The sequence below is a fragment of the Pseudorhodobacter sp. E13 genome, assembly GCF_003991405.1.
GTDB lineage: Bacteria > Pseudomonadota > Alphaproteobacteria > Rhodobacterales > Rhodobacteraceae > Pseudorhodobacter.
The window spans coordinates 143422-155732 of the sequence record NZ_RPEN01000154.1 but is presented as its reverse complement, the minus strand read 5'-3'; the positions used below and the strand labels follow the sequence as shown (position 1 = coordinate 155732).

The window sequence follows — 12311 nt, the reverse complement described above, 5'->3', positions numbered from 1 at the left end:
GGGAAGACCATGGGATTTCACAATATACGCTTTCCAGCCAATCTGAGTTTCGGCTCTGTCGGGGGCCCAGAGCGGCGCACCGAGATTGTCACGCTGGCCAATGGCTTTGAAGAACGCAACACGCCCTGGGAACATTCGCGTCGCCGCTATGACGCTGGCGTCAGCCTGCGTAGTCTGGACGATGTCGAAGCCTTGATTGCGTTTTTTGAGGCGCGCAGCGGCCAGCTATATGGGTTTCGCTGGAAAGACTGGGCGGATTACAAATCCTGCAAGCCTTCGAAAACGCCATCGGCCGTGGACCAGTTGATCGGCCTTGGCGATGGCGATCAATTGAGCTTTGCGCTGTCCAAGACCTATCAATCGGGTGAGGTCAGCTATACCCGGCCGATCACGAAGCCGGTGCTGGGCACGGTTCTGGTGGCAATTGATGGCGACCCCAAGGTCGAGACGCTGGAGTTCGACATTGATACGGCAACAGGAATTGTCAGCTTTCCGACACCGCCCGATCCGGGGGTGCGCATCACGGCAGGGTTCGAATTCGATGTGCCGGTGCGTTTCGATACGGACCGGATTCAAGCCTCGGTCGCCTCGTTCAAGGCGGGCGATGTTCCGTCTGTTCCTGTTGTGGAGCTGCGGGTGTGATGGCGGGCGCAGAGGGACTTTATACGCATCTGGAAACCGGCACGACCACGGTTTGTCGCGCTTGGGCGATTGAGCGCCGGGACGGAACTTGGTTTGGCTTTACCGATCATGATTGCGACTTGCGTTTTGACGGCCGGGTATTCAAGGCAAATTCCGGGCTGACGGCGCGGGCCTTGCAGCAGACGACCGGGCTGTCGGTGGACAATACCGAAGCGATGGGCGCGTTGTCAGATCTGGCGCTGACCGAGGCGGATATTCTGGCCGGTCGTTTTGATGGCGCGGCCTTGACCGGCTGGCAAGTGGACTGGTCGAATATGGATAACCGTTTGTTGAGCTTTCGGGGCACGATTGGCGAAATCACGCGGGCGGGCGGCGCGTTTCAGGCCGAGTTGCGCGGGTTGACCGAAAGCCTGAACCAGCCGCAGGGCCGGGCGTTCCAGCGTGGCTGCCCGGCGGTTCTGGGCGATGCCAAGTGTGGGTTTGACCTGACGCAGCCGGGCTTTTCGGTGGAACTGGCCGCAGAGAGCGTGTCCGGTCGGCGGGTCTTTGATTTCGCGGATTTGTTCGCATATGAGGACCGCTGGTTTGAACGGGGGCGGCTGGTCATGCTGTCGGGCGCGGCCAAAGGGCTGGTCGGGATCATCAAGAACGACCGGTTGACCGATGCTGGCCGCAAGGTTGAACTGTGGCAAGCCATCGGCCCTGATATCGCCCCCGGTGATATGCTGCGGCTGGAGGCAGGCTGTGACAAACAAGCTGATACCTGCCGCTATAAGTTCAACAACTTCGTGAATTTCCGGGGTTTCCCCGATATTCCGGGCGAAGATTGGCTGACCTCTTACCCTGTGTCCTCGCAGGCGAATTCGGGCGGGAGCCTTGTGCGATGACGCCGCAGCAAGCCCGCATCGTCACCGAAGCACGCGGCTGGATCGGCACGCCCTATGTGCATCAGGCCAGTTGCAGAGGGGCGGGAACGGATTGTCTTGGCCTGCTGCGCGGCGTGTGGCGGGCGATCCATGGGCCGGAGCCGGAACCGGTGCCGGCCTATACCGCCGATTGGTCAGAGCCGGCGCGGGATGAACTGTTGCACCGCGCGGCCTTGCGTTGGCTGCGCCCCAAAACCTTGGTCGACGCCGCGCCGGGGGATGTTTTGCTGTTTCGTATGCGTGATGGAGCGGTGGCAAAACATCTTGGGATCATGGGGAATACGGGCCCGGATCAGAGTTTTATCCATGCCTATACCGGGCATGGGGTTATCGAAAGCCCGCTGTCGGTGCCGTGGTTGCGGCGTGTCGCGGCGCGGTTTGAATTTCCAGAAGGAGTGCTGTGAATGGCGACGATTTTGCTATCGGCTGCGGGGGCCGCCATCGGCTCTGGCTTTGGTGGAACCATTCTGGGGCTTTCTGGGGCCGTCATCGGGCGCGCGGTCGGTGCGACCTTAGGCCGTGTGATTGACCAGCGTGTCATGGGGACCGGTTCTGAAGCGGTTGAAACCGGGCGGATTGATCGCTTTCGGCTGACGGGGGCCTCGGAAGGGGCGGCGGTGCCGCAGGTTTATGGGCGCGTGCGCGCGGCGGGGCAGATTGTCTGGGCAACCCAATTCCAAGAGAACAAAAGCACCACAGGGGGCGGTGGCGGCAAGGGCACGCCCAAACCTTCGGTGACAACCTATTCCTATACTGTCAGTTTTGCGGTTGCCCTGTGTGAAGGCGAAATTTCCGGGATTGGCCGCATCTGGGCCGATGGCGTTGAGATCAGCCCACGTAGCCTGAACCTGCGCATTTATAATGGCACCGAAGATCAATTGCCCGACCCCAAGATCGAAGCTGTGGAAGGGGCGGGCAATGCACCTGCCTATCGTGGCATTGCCTATGTCGTGGTTGAGGATCTGGACATCGGCAGCTTTGGCAACCGTGTGCCGATGCTGACTTTTGAGGTGATCCGCAATGCGCAGGGGGCGACGACCGACGCAACGCTCGACATCGCGCGCGCCGTTCGGGCGGTGGCCATGATGCCGGGCACGGGCGAATATGCGCTGGCCACCACCGCGCTGCATTATGCCGATGGACCCGGTATCAGCCGCAGCGTCAATGTCAATTCCCCCGCAGGCAAGGCGGATTTCGCTGTGGCGCTGGACCAGATGCGGATTGCGTTGCCGAATGTGACATCGGTGTCGCTGATCGTTTCTTGGTTCGGGGGTGATTTGCGCTGCGGTCAGTGCAAGGTGGAACCGAAGGTGGAACAAACCGTGCAGGATGCCAGCGGCATGGCTTGGCGGGCAGGGGGGATTACCCGGGGGCAGGCTGCTGCCATTGCCCAAGACAATGGCCGGCCGATCTATGGCGGCACGCCTTCGGATGCCTCTGTAATCGAGGCCATTCAAGCCGTCCGCGCCGGTGGGCAAGAGGTGATGTTTTACCCTTTCATCCTGATGGATCAATTGGAGGGCAACAGCCTGCCAGACCCTTATTCCGATGCGACCGCACAGCCCAACTTGCCATGGCGCGGGCGGATCACCTTGGCGGAGGCACCCGGTCGCGCCACCAGCACCGACAGAACCGCGCAGGCCGAGGCCGAGGTTGCTGTCTTTTTCGGCAGCGCGACACCAGCGCATTTTGTGCGTTCGGGGGGCACGGTTTCTTATGTCGGTCCGGCAGAATGGGGCTATCGCCGTTTCATCCTGCATTACGCCCATCTTTGCGCGGCTGCGGGCGGGGTGGATGCGTTCTGCATCGGCTCGGAAATGCGAGGCCTGACCCAAATTCGCGGCGCAGGCGACAGCTTCCCTGCCGTTTCGGCATTGCGTCAATTGGCCGCCGATGTCCGCGCCATTCTTGGATCAAATACCAAGATCAGCTATGCAGCGGATTGGACCGAATATTTCGGCTATCAGACGGACGGCAATGTTTACTATCATCTCGATCCGCTGTGGGCCGATGCCAATATCGATTTCATCGGGATCGACAACTACATGCCGCTATCCGATTGGCGCGATGGTGACAGTCATGCCGATGCCGCCTATGACGCCATTTATAACCTTGAATACCTGTCTTCAAACGTCTTGGGCGGCGAGGGCTATGATTGGTATTATGACAGCCCGGAAGGCGAAGCGGCACAACGGCGGCGGCCCATTGAGGACGGCGCCTATGATGAGCCTTGGGTCTATCGCTACAAAGACATCAAGAGCTGGTGGTTGAACCAGCACCATCCTCGGATTGACGGTGTGCGGCAAGCGCAGCCAACCGAATGGGTGCCGCAGTCCAAACCAATCCGATTCACGGAATACGGCTGTGCGGCCATCGACAAGGGCAGCAACCAGCCCAACAAATTCCTTGATCCTAAATCGTCGGAATCCAGCTTGCCCAAATTCTCCAACGGGCGGCGCGATGACATTATCCAGATGCAATATCTGCGGGCGATGGCGCAAACCTGGGCTCAGCCGGAAAACAACCCCATCTCGGACCAATATGGCGGCCCGATGCTGGATATGGACCGCGCTCATGTCTGGGCTTGGGATGCACGGCCCTTTCCGCAGTTTCCGAATGCGACCGGCCTTTGGTCGGACGGTGACAATTATCCGCGCGGACATTGGCTGACGGGCCGTGCCACAAATCAACCGCTGGCGCTGGTGGTTGCGGAAATCTGCGAACGCTCTGGCGTGACGCGGTTTGATGTGTCGCGCCTTTATGGTGTCGTGCGCGGCTATACACCCGAAGGCATCGGCACCGCGCGCGAGGCGCTGCAACCTTTGATGCTGGCCTATGGGTTTGAAGCCATTGAGCGCGACGGATTGCTGATTTTTCAAATGCGGGGCAATGTCAAACCTGTGCAAATAGACCCGGCGCATCTGGCACAAACCGATGCTTTGGACGGCCGGATGGAGACAGTCCGCATTCCCGAGGCCGAAGTCGCAGGCCGGGTCAGGCTAAGCTTTGTCGAATCCGAGGCCGATTTTGGGATGCGTCAGGTAGAGGCGATTTTTCCGGATGAGGAAAGCTTTGGCGTGTCACAAAGCGAGTTGGCCTTGACCCTGACCGAAGCTGAGGGGCGCGGTATTGTTGAACGCTGGCTATCAGAGGCACGGGTCGCGCGGGATACGGCGCGGTTCGCCTTGCCGCGGTCCCTCGCACGGTTGGGGGCCGGTGATGTTGTCAGCTTGGACGGACAAGAGTATCGGATCGACCGCGTTGATCAGGCCGAAGCGGCACTGGTTGAGGCTGTGCGCACGGATCGCTCTGTCTATGCGGCTGCCGACGCGACAGAGACACGGCGACAGGCCACCCTTTATACGGCTCCGGTTCCTGTTTATCCGATGTTTCTGGATTTGCCCTTGATCACCGGGGATGAGGCCGACAACGCCCCGCATCTGGCCGTTGCTGCCCGGCCATGGCCGCAGACTGTGGCGCTTTGGTCATCGCCCAGCGACGCAGGATATGAGCTGAACACGCTGATCGACGCGCCTGCTGTGGTCGGAGTGACCGAGACGCCTTTGTTTGCGGCACGGTCCGGCATATGGGACCGGGGCGAACCGCTGCGCATCAAGCTGAGCTATGGCGCACTGTCGGCGGCTGATCCTTTGGCGGTTCTGAATGGGGCCAATGCCCTGGCAATCGGGGATGGCAGCAATGACAATTGGGAGGTGTTTCAATTTGCCGACCTCAATCTTGTTGCCCCTTTGACCTATGAGGTCAGCCTGCGTTTGCGCGGGCAATTGGGAACCGATGGTATCATGCCGGATGTCTGGCCGCCGGGCAGTCTGATCGTGGTGTTGGACAAATCGCTGAAACAGATCAACCTTGCACAATCGGCGCGTGGTTTGGCCCGCCATTACCGGATTGGTGCTGCCTCTTTGGGCACCGATGATCCGAATGTGATCCACAAGGTCGAAGCCTTCAACGGCATTGGCCTGCGCCCATATGCGCCGGTTCACGTGACGGCGAAAACGCAGGCAAATGGGGATCGGCAGATCGCATGGGTTCGGCGGACCCGGATTGACGGGGATAGTTGGGAATCGCTGGAGGTCCCGTTGGGCGAGCAACAAGAGCAATACCTTGTGCGGGTGGTCGACGGCGGGCAGATCAAGCGCGAGGCGGTCGTGGGGCAACCGCAATGGACCTATAGCGCCACAATGCAAGCCGCAGATGCGTTGGGAACGGCGTCAGTGCAAGTGGCGCAAATCTCCGATCGCTTCGGCCCCGGTCCGTTCTCGACCCTGCCGCTTTAGGGTCGCCGATGCGCTCGATTCTGATGGGGGATATCATTGCTGCGGCCCGCGCCTTGCTGGAATGTCCGGTGCAGGAACGCAGGGCCCGGGCCGCAACAATGATCTATCACGCGCGGATCGCCGATAAGGTGCGCAAACGCACTGGCAGGCCACATATGGTTTGGGGCAATGGCAGCCTGATGGCCGCTGCCCGGCCAAAGCCCACGCGGCCAGAGCCTTTTGCCGGCGACCCGGAATATCTTGCCGCAATCAAACTTGTGGCCGAGGCGCTGTTGCAAGACAAGCGTCAATTCGGCCAAGTGCCCACCGCGTTTGAATTGCCATAAGCCCACAATGGACCTTTCCGGCAGACTGCCTATATACTGACCGTCACGCTAAACGGAGAAGAGCCATGGCAGAAAAGCAGCAAAATCTCGCACAGATTGATCCGGTCTGGCAGCGCGTTTGCGATGAGGCGGTGCAAGCCATTGGTGCAGAACCACTTTTGGGCGGTTTAATTCATTCCAGCATCCTGCATCACGCGTCATTCGAACGGGCGCTGGCCTATCGGTTCTCGTTGAAACTGGCCTCGGGCGAGATGAGTGAGCAGATCCTTCGGGAAATCGCGGATGAGGCGTTTACCGCCGAGCCAGAGCTGGGGCAGTTTGCCCGCGCCGATGTGATGGCGGTTTATGATCGTGATCCTGCCTGCCACCGTTATCTGCAACCCATGCTGTTTTACAAAGGGTTTCAGGCCGTTCAGGCTTATCGGATCGGCCATTGGCTTTGGACCCAAGGGCGCAAAGATCTGGCCTATTTTGTGCAGATGCGCGTGTCAGAGGTGTTTGGCGTCGATATTCACCCGAATGCGCGCCTTGGCCGTGGGATCATGATCGATCACGCCCATTCCATTGTGATTGGGGAAACGGCGGTGGTGGGCGACAACGTCTCGATGCTCCATTCTGTCACATTGGGTGGCACCGGCAAGGAAGACGGCGACCGCCACCCCAAGATCGGGGATGGTGTGCTGATTGGGGCAGGGGCGAAGGTGCTGGGCAATATCACCGTGGGCCATTGCTCTCGGATTGCGGCCGGGTCGGTTGTGCTGCATGACATTCCCTGCTGCAAAACGGTGGCAGGAGTTCCCGCGCGGATCGTCGGCGAGGCAGGCTGTGAGCAACCCTCTATCATGATGAATCAGGTGTTTGACGAAACCGATTGACCCCGCCAGCCACAAAAACGAAGGCCCGAACGCGATGACGTTCGGGCCTTTTGCTTTGCAGTGTCTTTTGACCGGGGGCCAAGCTCAGGCGAGCATGGCCATCGGGTTTTCCAGATTCTCGATCACCGCTTGCAGGAACGCAGCGCCCAAGGCCCCGTCGATCACCCGGTGATCCACCGACAGCGTCATCGACATGACGGTCGCCACAACCACCTCACCCGCGGCATTCACCACCGGCTTTTTCACCCCGGCACCAACAGCCAGAATTGACCCATGCGGCGGGTTGATCACAGCGTCGAAATTGTCGATGCCCATCATCCCAAGGTTCGAAATGGCAAAACTGCCGCCCTGATATTCATGCGGCGCCAGCTTTTTGGTTTTGGCGCGGCCTGCAAGGTCTTTCATCTCGGCCGACAGCGTCGAGAGCGACTTTTGATGGGCGTCGCGCAGAACGGGGGTGAACAACCCGCCTTCAATCGCCACGGCCACAGCCACATCCGATGGCTTCAGCTTCAGGATACGATCTCCGGCCCAGACGGCATTGCAGTCCGGCACAGCTTGCAATGCATTGGCGCAGGCTTTGATGATGAAATCATTCACCGAAAGCTTGACCCCGCGCCCCTCCAACTGCTTGTTCAGCGTGGCGCGGAAGGCCATCAGCGCATCCAGCTGCACATCGCGGCGCAGATAGAAATGCGGGATGGTCTGCTTGGCCTCGGTCAGACGGGCGGCGATGGTCTTGCGCATCCCGTCAAGGCTGACTTCGGTATAGTCGCGGTCGGCGAACATCTTCTTGACCGTCTCGGCAGAGGCGCTGGTGGCCATGGCCGGGGCGGCTGCCGCAGCGGCGGCTGCCGGAGCGGATGCTGCGGCCGGGGCGGCTGCGGCCCCTGGCTTGGCGCTTTCCACATCAGCCTTCACGATGCGGCCATGCGGGCCAGAGCCGGAGATCTGTGTCAGGTCCAAGCCTTTCTCGGCTGCGATCCGGCGGGCGAGGGGCGAGGCGAACACCCGCGCACCAGCTGCTTTCGGTGCGGCAGGCGCCGCCGCCGCCGGCTTATCACTTGCTGGCGCTGCGTTCTGCGCTGCCGAAGAGGGCGCGGCAGCAACCGATGAGGGGGCCTTTGGCGCGGCAGAGGAGGCTGATACATCCTCTCCCTCTTCGACCAGCACGGCGATGGGGGTGTTTACCTTCACCCCCGCTGTGCCTTCTGCGACCAGAATCTTGCCGACGATGCCTTCATCGACCGCTTCAAATTCCATCGTCGCCTTGTCGGTTTCAATCTCGGCCATGATATCGCCGGATTTCACCGAATCGCCTTCTTTCACCAGCCATTTGGCCAGCGTGCCTTCTTCCATCGTGGGTGAAAGCGCGGGCATCAGGATTTGTGTAGCCATGTGCGTTTCTCCTTACCGGTAGCAGACGGATTTGACGGCCTCGACCACTTCTGCGGTCGTGATCAATGCGTGTTTTTCAAGGTTCGCGGCATAGGGCATCGGCACATCCTTGCCGGTGCAGTTGATCACCGGGGCATCGAGATAATCGAAGGCCTTTTCCATGATCGTCGCCGACAGATGGTTGCCGATGGAGCCGACGGGCCAGCCTTCTTCCACCGTTACACAACGGTTGGTTTTCATCACACTTGCCAGAACCGTATCGTAATCAATCGGGCGCAGAGTGCGCAGGTCGATCACCTCGGCGGAGATGCCATCCTCGGCCAGTTTGTCGGCGGCTTCCAACGCATAGGTCATGCCAATGCCGAAGGATACGATGGTCACATCCGTGCCTTCGCGCCAGACGCGGGCCTTGCCGAAGGGGATGGTGAAATCTTCCAGATCCGGCACTTCGAAGGATTTGCCATAGAGGATCTCATTCTCAAGGAAGATCACCGGGTTCGGATCACGGATCGCTTGCTTCAACAAGCCTTTCGCATCGGCTGCCGAATAGGGCATGACCACTTTCAGGCCCGGCACCATGGCATACCATGCCGCGAAATCCTGAGAGTGCTGGGCACCAACCCGCGCCGCAGCGCCATTGGCACCCCGGAACACAATCGGGCAGCCCATTTGCCCGCCCGACATATACAGCGTCTTGGCGGCAGAGTTCAGCAGATGGTCAATCGCCTGCAAGGCAAAGTTGAACGTCATGAATTCGACAATCGGGTTCAGCCCGGCAAAGGCCGAGCCGACCGCGATACCGGCAAACCCGTGTTCGGTGATCGGCGTATCGACCACGCGGCGGGGGCCGAATTCATCCAGCAAACCTTGGCTGATTTTATAGGCGCCCTGATACTCGCCCACCTCTTCACCCATCAGATAGACCAGCTCATTGGCGCGCATTTCTTCGGCCATGGCCTCGCGCAGCGCTTCGCGCACGGTCATGGTTTTCATCGGCGTGCCTTCGGGCCAATCGGGCGAGGCGTTGGATTTCACCTCTGCCGGGGCAGAACCTTTTCCGCGGGGAAGGTTTTCTGCTGTAGAATCAGCAACTTGTTTACTTTCTGTTGAGGTTTCGGCAGCGGGCGCTGCTTTCACATCATCTGCACTTTCGCCTTCTTCGACCAGCACGGCGATCGGCGTGTTGACCTTGACGTTCGCGGTGCCTTCGGCGACCAGCAACTTGCCGACGATGCCTTCGTCGACCGCCTCAAACTCCATCGTCGCTTTGTCGGTTTCAATCTCGGCCATGATCTGGCCGGATTTCACGGTGTCGCCTTCTTTCACCAGCCATTTGGCCAGCGTTCCCTCTTCCATCGTGGGCGAAAGGGCCGGCATGAGAATTTGTGTTGCCATGGTCTGTTCCCCCCTCAGGCGTAGATATCTGTCCAGAGCTCTTCCAACGCGGGCTCTGGGCTTTCTTTTGCGAATTCAGCGGATTCGTTGACGATGGCCTTGATCTCTTTGTCGATGGCCTTGAGATCGTCATCCGAGGCATGGCCGCCCTGCACCAGCAGGTCGCGCACATGTTCGATGGCGTCTTTTTCGTCGCGCATCTTCTGCACTTCTTCGCGGGTGCGGTATTTCGCCGGGTCCGACATGGAGTGGCCGCGATAGCGATAGGTCATCATTTCCAGAATATAGGGGCCTTCGCCCGCACGGCAGGCAGCAATTGCCTTTTCGGCGGCGGCTTTCACGGCCAGCACATCCATGCCATCGACCGATTCCCCTTTGATGCCATAGGCCGCACCGCGTTCCCACAAGGATGGCGATTTGGTCGAGCGTTTGACCGAGGTGCCCATGGCGTAGCCGTTGTTTTCAATCACGAAAACCACTGGCAGGTTCCACAGTTGCGCCATGTTATAGGTTTCATACACCTGGCCCTGATTGGCCGCGCCATCGCCGAAATAGGTGAAGGACACGTTGTCATTGCCCAGATATTTATCGGCAAAGGCAAGGCCCGCCCCCAGCGGCACCTGCGCGCCAACGATGCCATGGCCGCCATAAAAATGTTTCTCCTTGGAGAACATATGCATGGAGCCGCCCTTGCCGCGTGAATAGCCGCCTTCACGGCCCGTCAACTCGGCCATCACGCCTTTCGGGTCCATCCCGCAAGCCAGCATATGGCCGTGATCGCGGTAGGAGGTGATGCGCTTGTCGCCGTCTTTGGTGGCGGCTTCGATGCCCACAACCACGGCTTCCTGCCCGATATAGAGGTGGCAGAACCCGCCAATCAGCCCCATGCCATACAATTGGCCCGCCTTTTCCTCGAATCGGCGGATCAACAGCATCTCACGGTAATAGCCCATGAGTTCTTCTTTGGATGTATTGGATTTGGTGGGTTTCTTCGCCGCAGCCATAGACCGCTTCCTCCCTGGATGAAAAGATAGTTCAGCGTTAAACTATCGGGGAGGATACGGAAAAACAAGGCGGAAACTGACTTTAGGTCAGCCATGCTGGCCTTGTTTCAGGCGCGCAGGGCGGGCAGATCAGCGGATGACGATTTCATCGGCGCGCAGATAACCCAGCACATCGCGGGCCTGTTCATCCAGCAAATCAAGGTCCAGATAGGTATCTGACAGGCGCAGGGTCAGGTTTTGCATCTTGTCGAGTTCGGCGGCCAGACGGTCACGCTCGGCGATCAGCGCGCGTTCTTCGGCCTCCAGTTGCACCTGACGAAACACGCCGTAATCGCCTTGCACGGCGGCAAAGGTGAAATAGCCACCAAGGCTGACGGCCAAAATCATCAGCAAAAGCGAGGTTATCGCGGGGCGGGTTTTTTGTGTGGTCATCTGCGTGCTGCCTCATAACCCCTCTGGTTCGGGGGTTTGGGCGATGTTTACACAAACGCAACAAAAAGGGAATCCCCAATAGCAGGAATTCCCTGTCTTTTTAGGCTTATCCGGCGACAGAGGCGGCGTGGATACTGTCAATCGCCTGCGCCAGCACGGTGTTGAATGCCGCATCGCTTTGCTGGGCGTTCAGCCCTTCGGTCAAAGCGCGGCTGAAGCTGGCGATGATTCCGGTGTTTTGCGCCAGCAGGCGGTTCGCCTCATCCCGCGAATAGCCGCCCGACAGCGCGACGACTTTCATCACGGCGGGGTGGTCGACCAGTGGCTTGTAGAAATTCGGCACCGTCGGCAGCGTCAGTTTCAGCATCACTTGCTGGCCCTTTGGCAAGGCCTCAAGCTGGCGCAGAATCGCGGCCATCAGCAGCGCCTCGGCCTCGGCCTTGTCGGGGATGGAGATGGTGACTTCGGGTTCCAGAATCGGCATCAGCCCGGCGGCGGCAACCTGCGCGCCGACCGCGAATTGCTGGGCGACGATGGCGTCGATGCCCTTGGCATTGGCAGCCCCCACGACCGAGCGTTCCTTGGTCCCGAACACCCCCAGACCGGCGGCGCGGGCCAGCAGCGCATCCAGCCCCGGCATTGGTTTCATCAGTTGCACGCCATCAGCTTCGGCCTCTAACCCCTTGTCGATCTTGAGGAAAGGCACAACGCCGCGCTGTTCCCACAGGTATTGCGCCGTGGGGGTGCCATCAATATCGCGGTCCATGGTCTGTTCGAACAGGATTGCGCCGATCACCTTGTCACCGGTAAAGGCGGGGGATTTGATGATCCGCGCGCGCATCTGGTGGATCAGATCGAACATCTCGGCCTCGGACCCATAGGCGCTTTGCTCCACGCCATACAGCCGCAATGCCTTGGGCGTAGAGCCGCCCGACTGATCCAGCGCCGCAATGAAGCCTGCGCCTTTGCGCATCTGCTCTGCCTGTTTCACATTCATCCCGATCATCCCCGCAAG

At 59.8% G+C, this 12311-nt stretch carries 11 protein-coding genes; 6 read left to right on the top strand and 5 right to left on the bottom strand.

The window, feature by feature from the left end:
- Nucleotides 1–9: 9 nt before the first annotated feature.
- From EGN72_RS09455 to cysE, 6 genes are all read left to right on the top strand, one after another.
- The gene (locus tag EGN72_RS09455; protein ID WP_127046894.1) at nucleotides 10–642 is read left to right on the top strand and encodes a DUF2460 domain-containing protein; all 633 of its coding nucleotides are present in this window, start codon (nucleotides 10–12) and stop codon (nucleotides 640–642) included.
- A complete protein-coding gene (locus EGN72_RS09450) occupies nucleotides 642–1529 on the top strand; it encodes a DUF2163 domain-containing protein (RefSeq protein WP_127046892.1) in 888 nt (295 codons plus the stop codon). The genes EGN72_RS09455 and EGN72_RS09450 overlap by 1 nt, the downstream gene beginning before the upstream one ends.
- Nucleotides 1526–1972 carry a peptidase gene (locus EGN72_RS09445; RefSeq protein ID WP_127046890.1) on the top strand — a complete coding sequence of 149 codons (447 nt, stop codon included), beginning with the start codon at nucleotides 1526–1528 and terminating at the stop codon, nucleotides 1970–1972. Before EGN72_RS09450 ends, EGN72_RS09445 begins: the two co-directional genes overlap by 4 nt.
- Nucleotides 1973–5866: a glycoside hydrolase TIM-barrel-like domain-containing protein gene (locus EGN72_RS09440; protein ID WP_127046888.1), complete on the top strand. Its 3894-nt coding sequence runs from the start codon at nucleotides 1973–1975 to the stop codon at nucleotides 5864–5866.
- An 8-nt stretch (nucleotides 5867–5874) separates the two neighbouring features.
- Nucleotides 5875–6192 carry a hypothetical protein gene (locus EGN72_RS09435; protein WP_127046886.1) on the top strand — a complete coding sequence of 106 codons (318 nt, stop codon included), beginning with the start codon at nucleotides 5875–5877 and terminating at the stop codon, nucleotides 6190–6192.
- A 65-nt stretch (nucleotides 6193–6257) separates the two neighbouring features.
- Nucleotides 6258–7067, top strand: a complete 810-nt coding sequence (gene cysE / locus EGN72_RS09430) for a serine O-acetyltransferase (protein ID WP_127046884.1) — start codon at nucleotides 6258–6260, stop codon at nucleotides 7065–7067.
- Between the two features lie 84 nt (nucleotides 7068–7151).
- On the opposite strand, the gene EGN72_RS09425 is transcribed toward cysE, so the two are convergent.
- From EGN72_RS09425 to EGN72_RS09405, 5 genes are all read right to left on the bottom strand, one after another.
- Nucleotides 7152–8465 carry a pyruvate dehydrogenase complex dihydrolipoamide acetyltransferase gene (locus EGN72_RS09425; RefSeq protein ID WP_127046882.1) on the bottom strand — a complete coding sequence of 438 codons (1314 nt, stop codon included), beginning with the start codon at nucleotides 8463–8465 and terminating at the stop codon, nucleotides 7152–7154.
- 12 nt (nucleotides 8466–8477) lie between these two features.
- Nucleotides 8478–9860 (bottom strand): pyruvate dehydrogenase complex E1 component subunit beta, encoded by a 1383-nt coding sequence (locus tag EGN72_RS09420; RefSeq protein WP_127046880.1) that lies wholly within the window; start codon nucleotides 9858–9860, stop codon nucleotides 8478–8480.
- Nucleotides 9861–9874: 14 nt separating this feature from the next.
- A complete protein-coding gene (gene pdhA / locus EGN72_RS09415) occupies nucleotides 9875–10864 on the bottom strand; it encodes a pyruvate dehydrogenase (acetyl-transferring) E1 component subunit alpha (protein WP_127046878.1) in 990 nt (329 codons plus the stop codon).
- Nucleotides 10865–10993: 129 nt separating this feature from the next.
- On the bottom strand, nucleotides 10994–11296 hold the full coding sequence (locus tag EGN72_RS09410; protein ID WP_127046876.1) for a septum formation initiator family protein: 303 nt from the start codon (nucleotides 11294–11296) through the stop codon (nucleotides 10994–10996).
- A gap of 106 nt (nucleotides 11297–11402) precedes the next feature.
- Nucleotides 11403–12293 (bottom strand): fructose bisphosphate aldolase, encoded by an 891-nt coding sequence (locus tag EGN72_RS09405; protein ID WP_127047013.1) that lies wholly within the window; start codon nucleotides 12291–12293, stop codon nucleotides 11403–11405.
- Between the last annotated feature and the right edge of the window lie 18 nt (nucleotides 12294–12311).

Excerpts from the sequence above, each read along its gene's own strand:
- EGN72_RS09435 (WP_127046886.1), top strand. The coding sequence starts at position 5,875 with ATGCGCTCGATTCTGATGGGGGATATCATTGCTGCGGCCCGCGCCTTG.
- EGN72_RS09440 (WP_127046888.1), top strand. The coding sequence starts at position 1,973 with ATGGCGACGATTTTGCTATCGGCTGCGGGGGCCGCCATCGGCTCTGGC.
- EGN72_RS09425 (WP_127046882.1), bottom strand. The coding sequence starts at position 8,465 with ATGGCTACACAAATCCTGATGCCCGCGCTTTCACCCACGATGGAAGAA.
- EGN72_RS09410 (WP_127046876.1), bottom strand. The coding sequence starts at position 11,296 with ATGACCACACAAAAAACCCGCCCCGCGATAACCTCGCTTTTGCTGATG.
- EGN72_RS09455 (WP_127046894.1), top strand. The coding sequence starts at position 10 with ATGGGATTTCACAATATACGCTTTCCAGCCAATCTGAGTTTCGGCTCT.
- EGN72_RS09420 (WP_127046880.1), bottom strand. The coding sequence starts at position 9,860 with ATGGCAACACAAATTCTCATGCCGGCCCTTTCGCCCACGATGGAAGAG.
- pdhA (WP_127046878.1), bottom strand. The coding sequence starts at position 10,864 with ATGGCTGCGGCGAAGAAACCCACCAAATCCAATACATCCAAAGAAGAA.
- EGN72_RS09405 (WP_127047013.1), bottom strand. The coding sequence starts at position 12,293 with ATGAATGTGAAACAGGCAGAGCAGATGCGCAAAGGCGCAGGCTTCATT.
- EGN72_RS09450 (WP_127046892.1), top strand. The coding sequence starts at position 642 with ATGGCGGGCGCAGAGGGACTTTATACGCATCTGGAAACCGGCACGACC.
- cysE (WP_127046884.1), top strand. The coding sequence starts at position 6,258 with ATGGCAGAAAAGCAGCAAAATCTCGCACAGATTGATCCGGTCTGGCAG.
- EGN72_RS09445 (WP_127046890.1), top strand. The coding sequence starts at position 1,526 with ATGACGCCGCAGCAAGCCCGCATCGTCACCGAAGCACGCGGCTGGATC.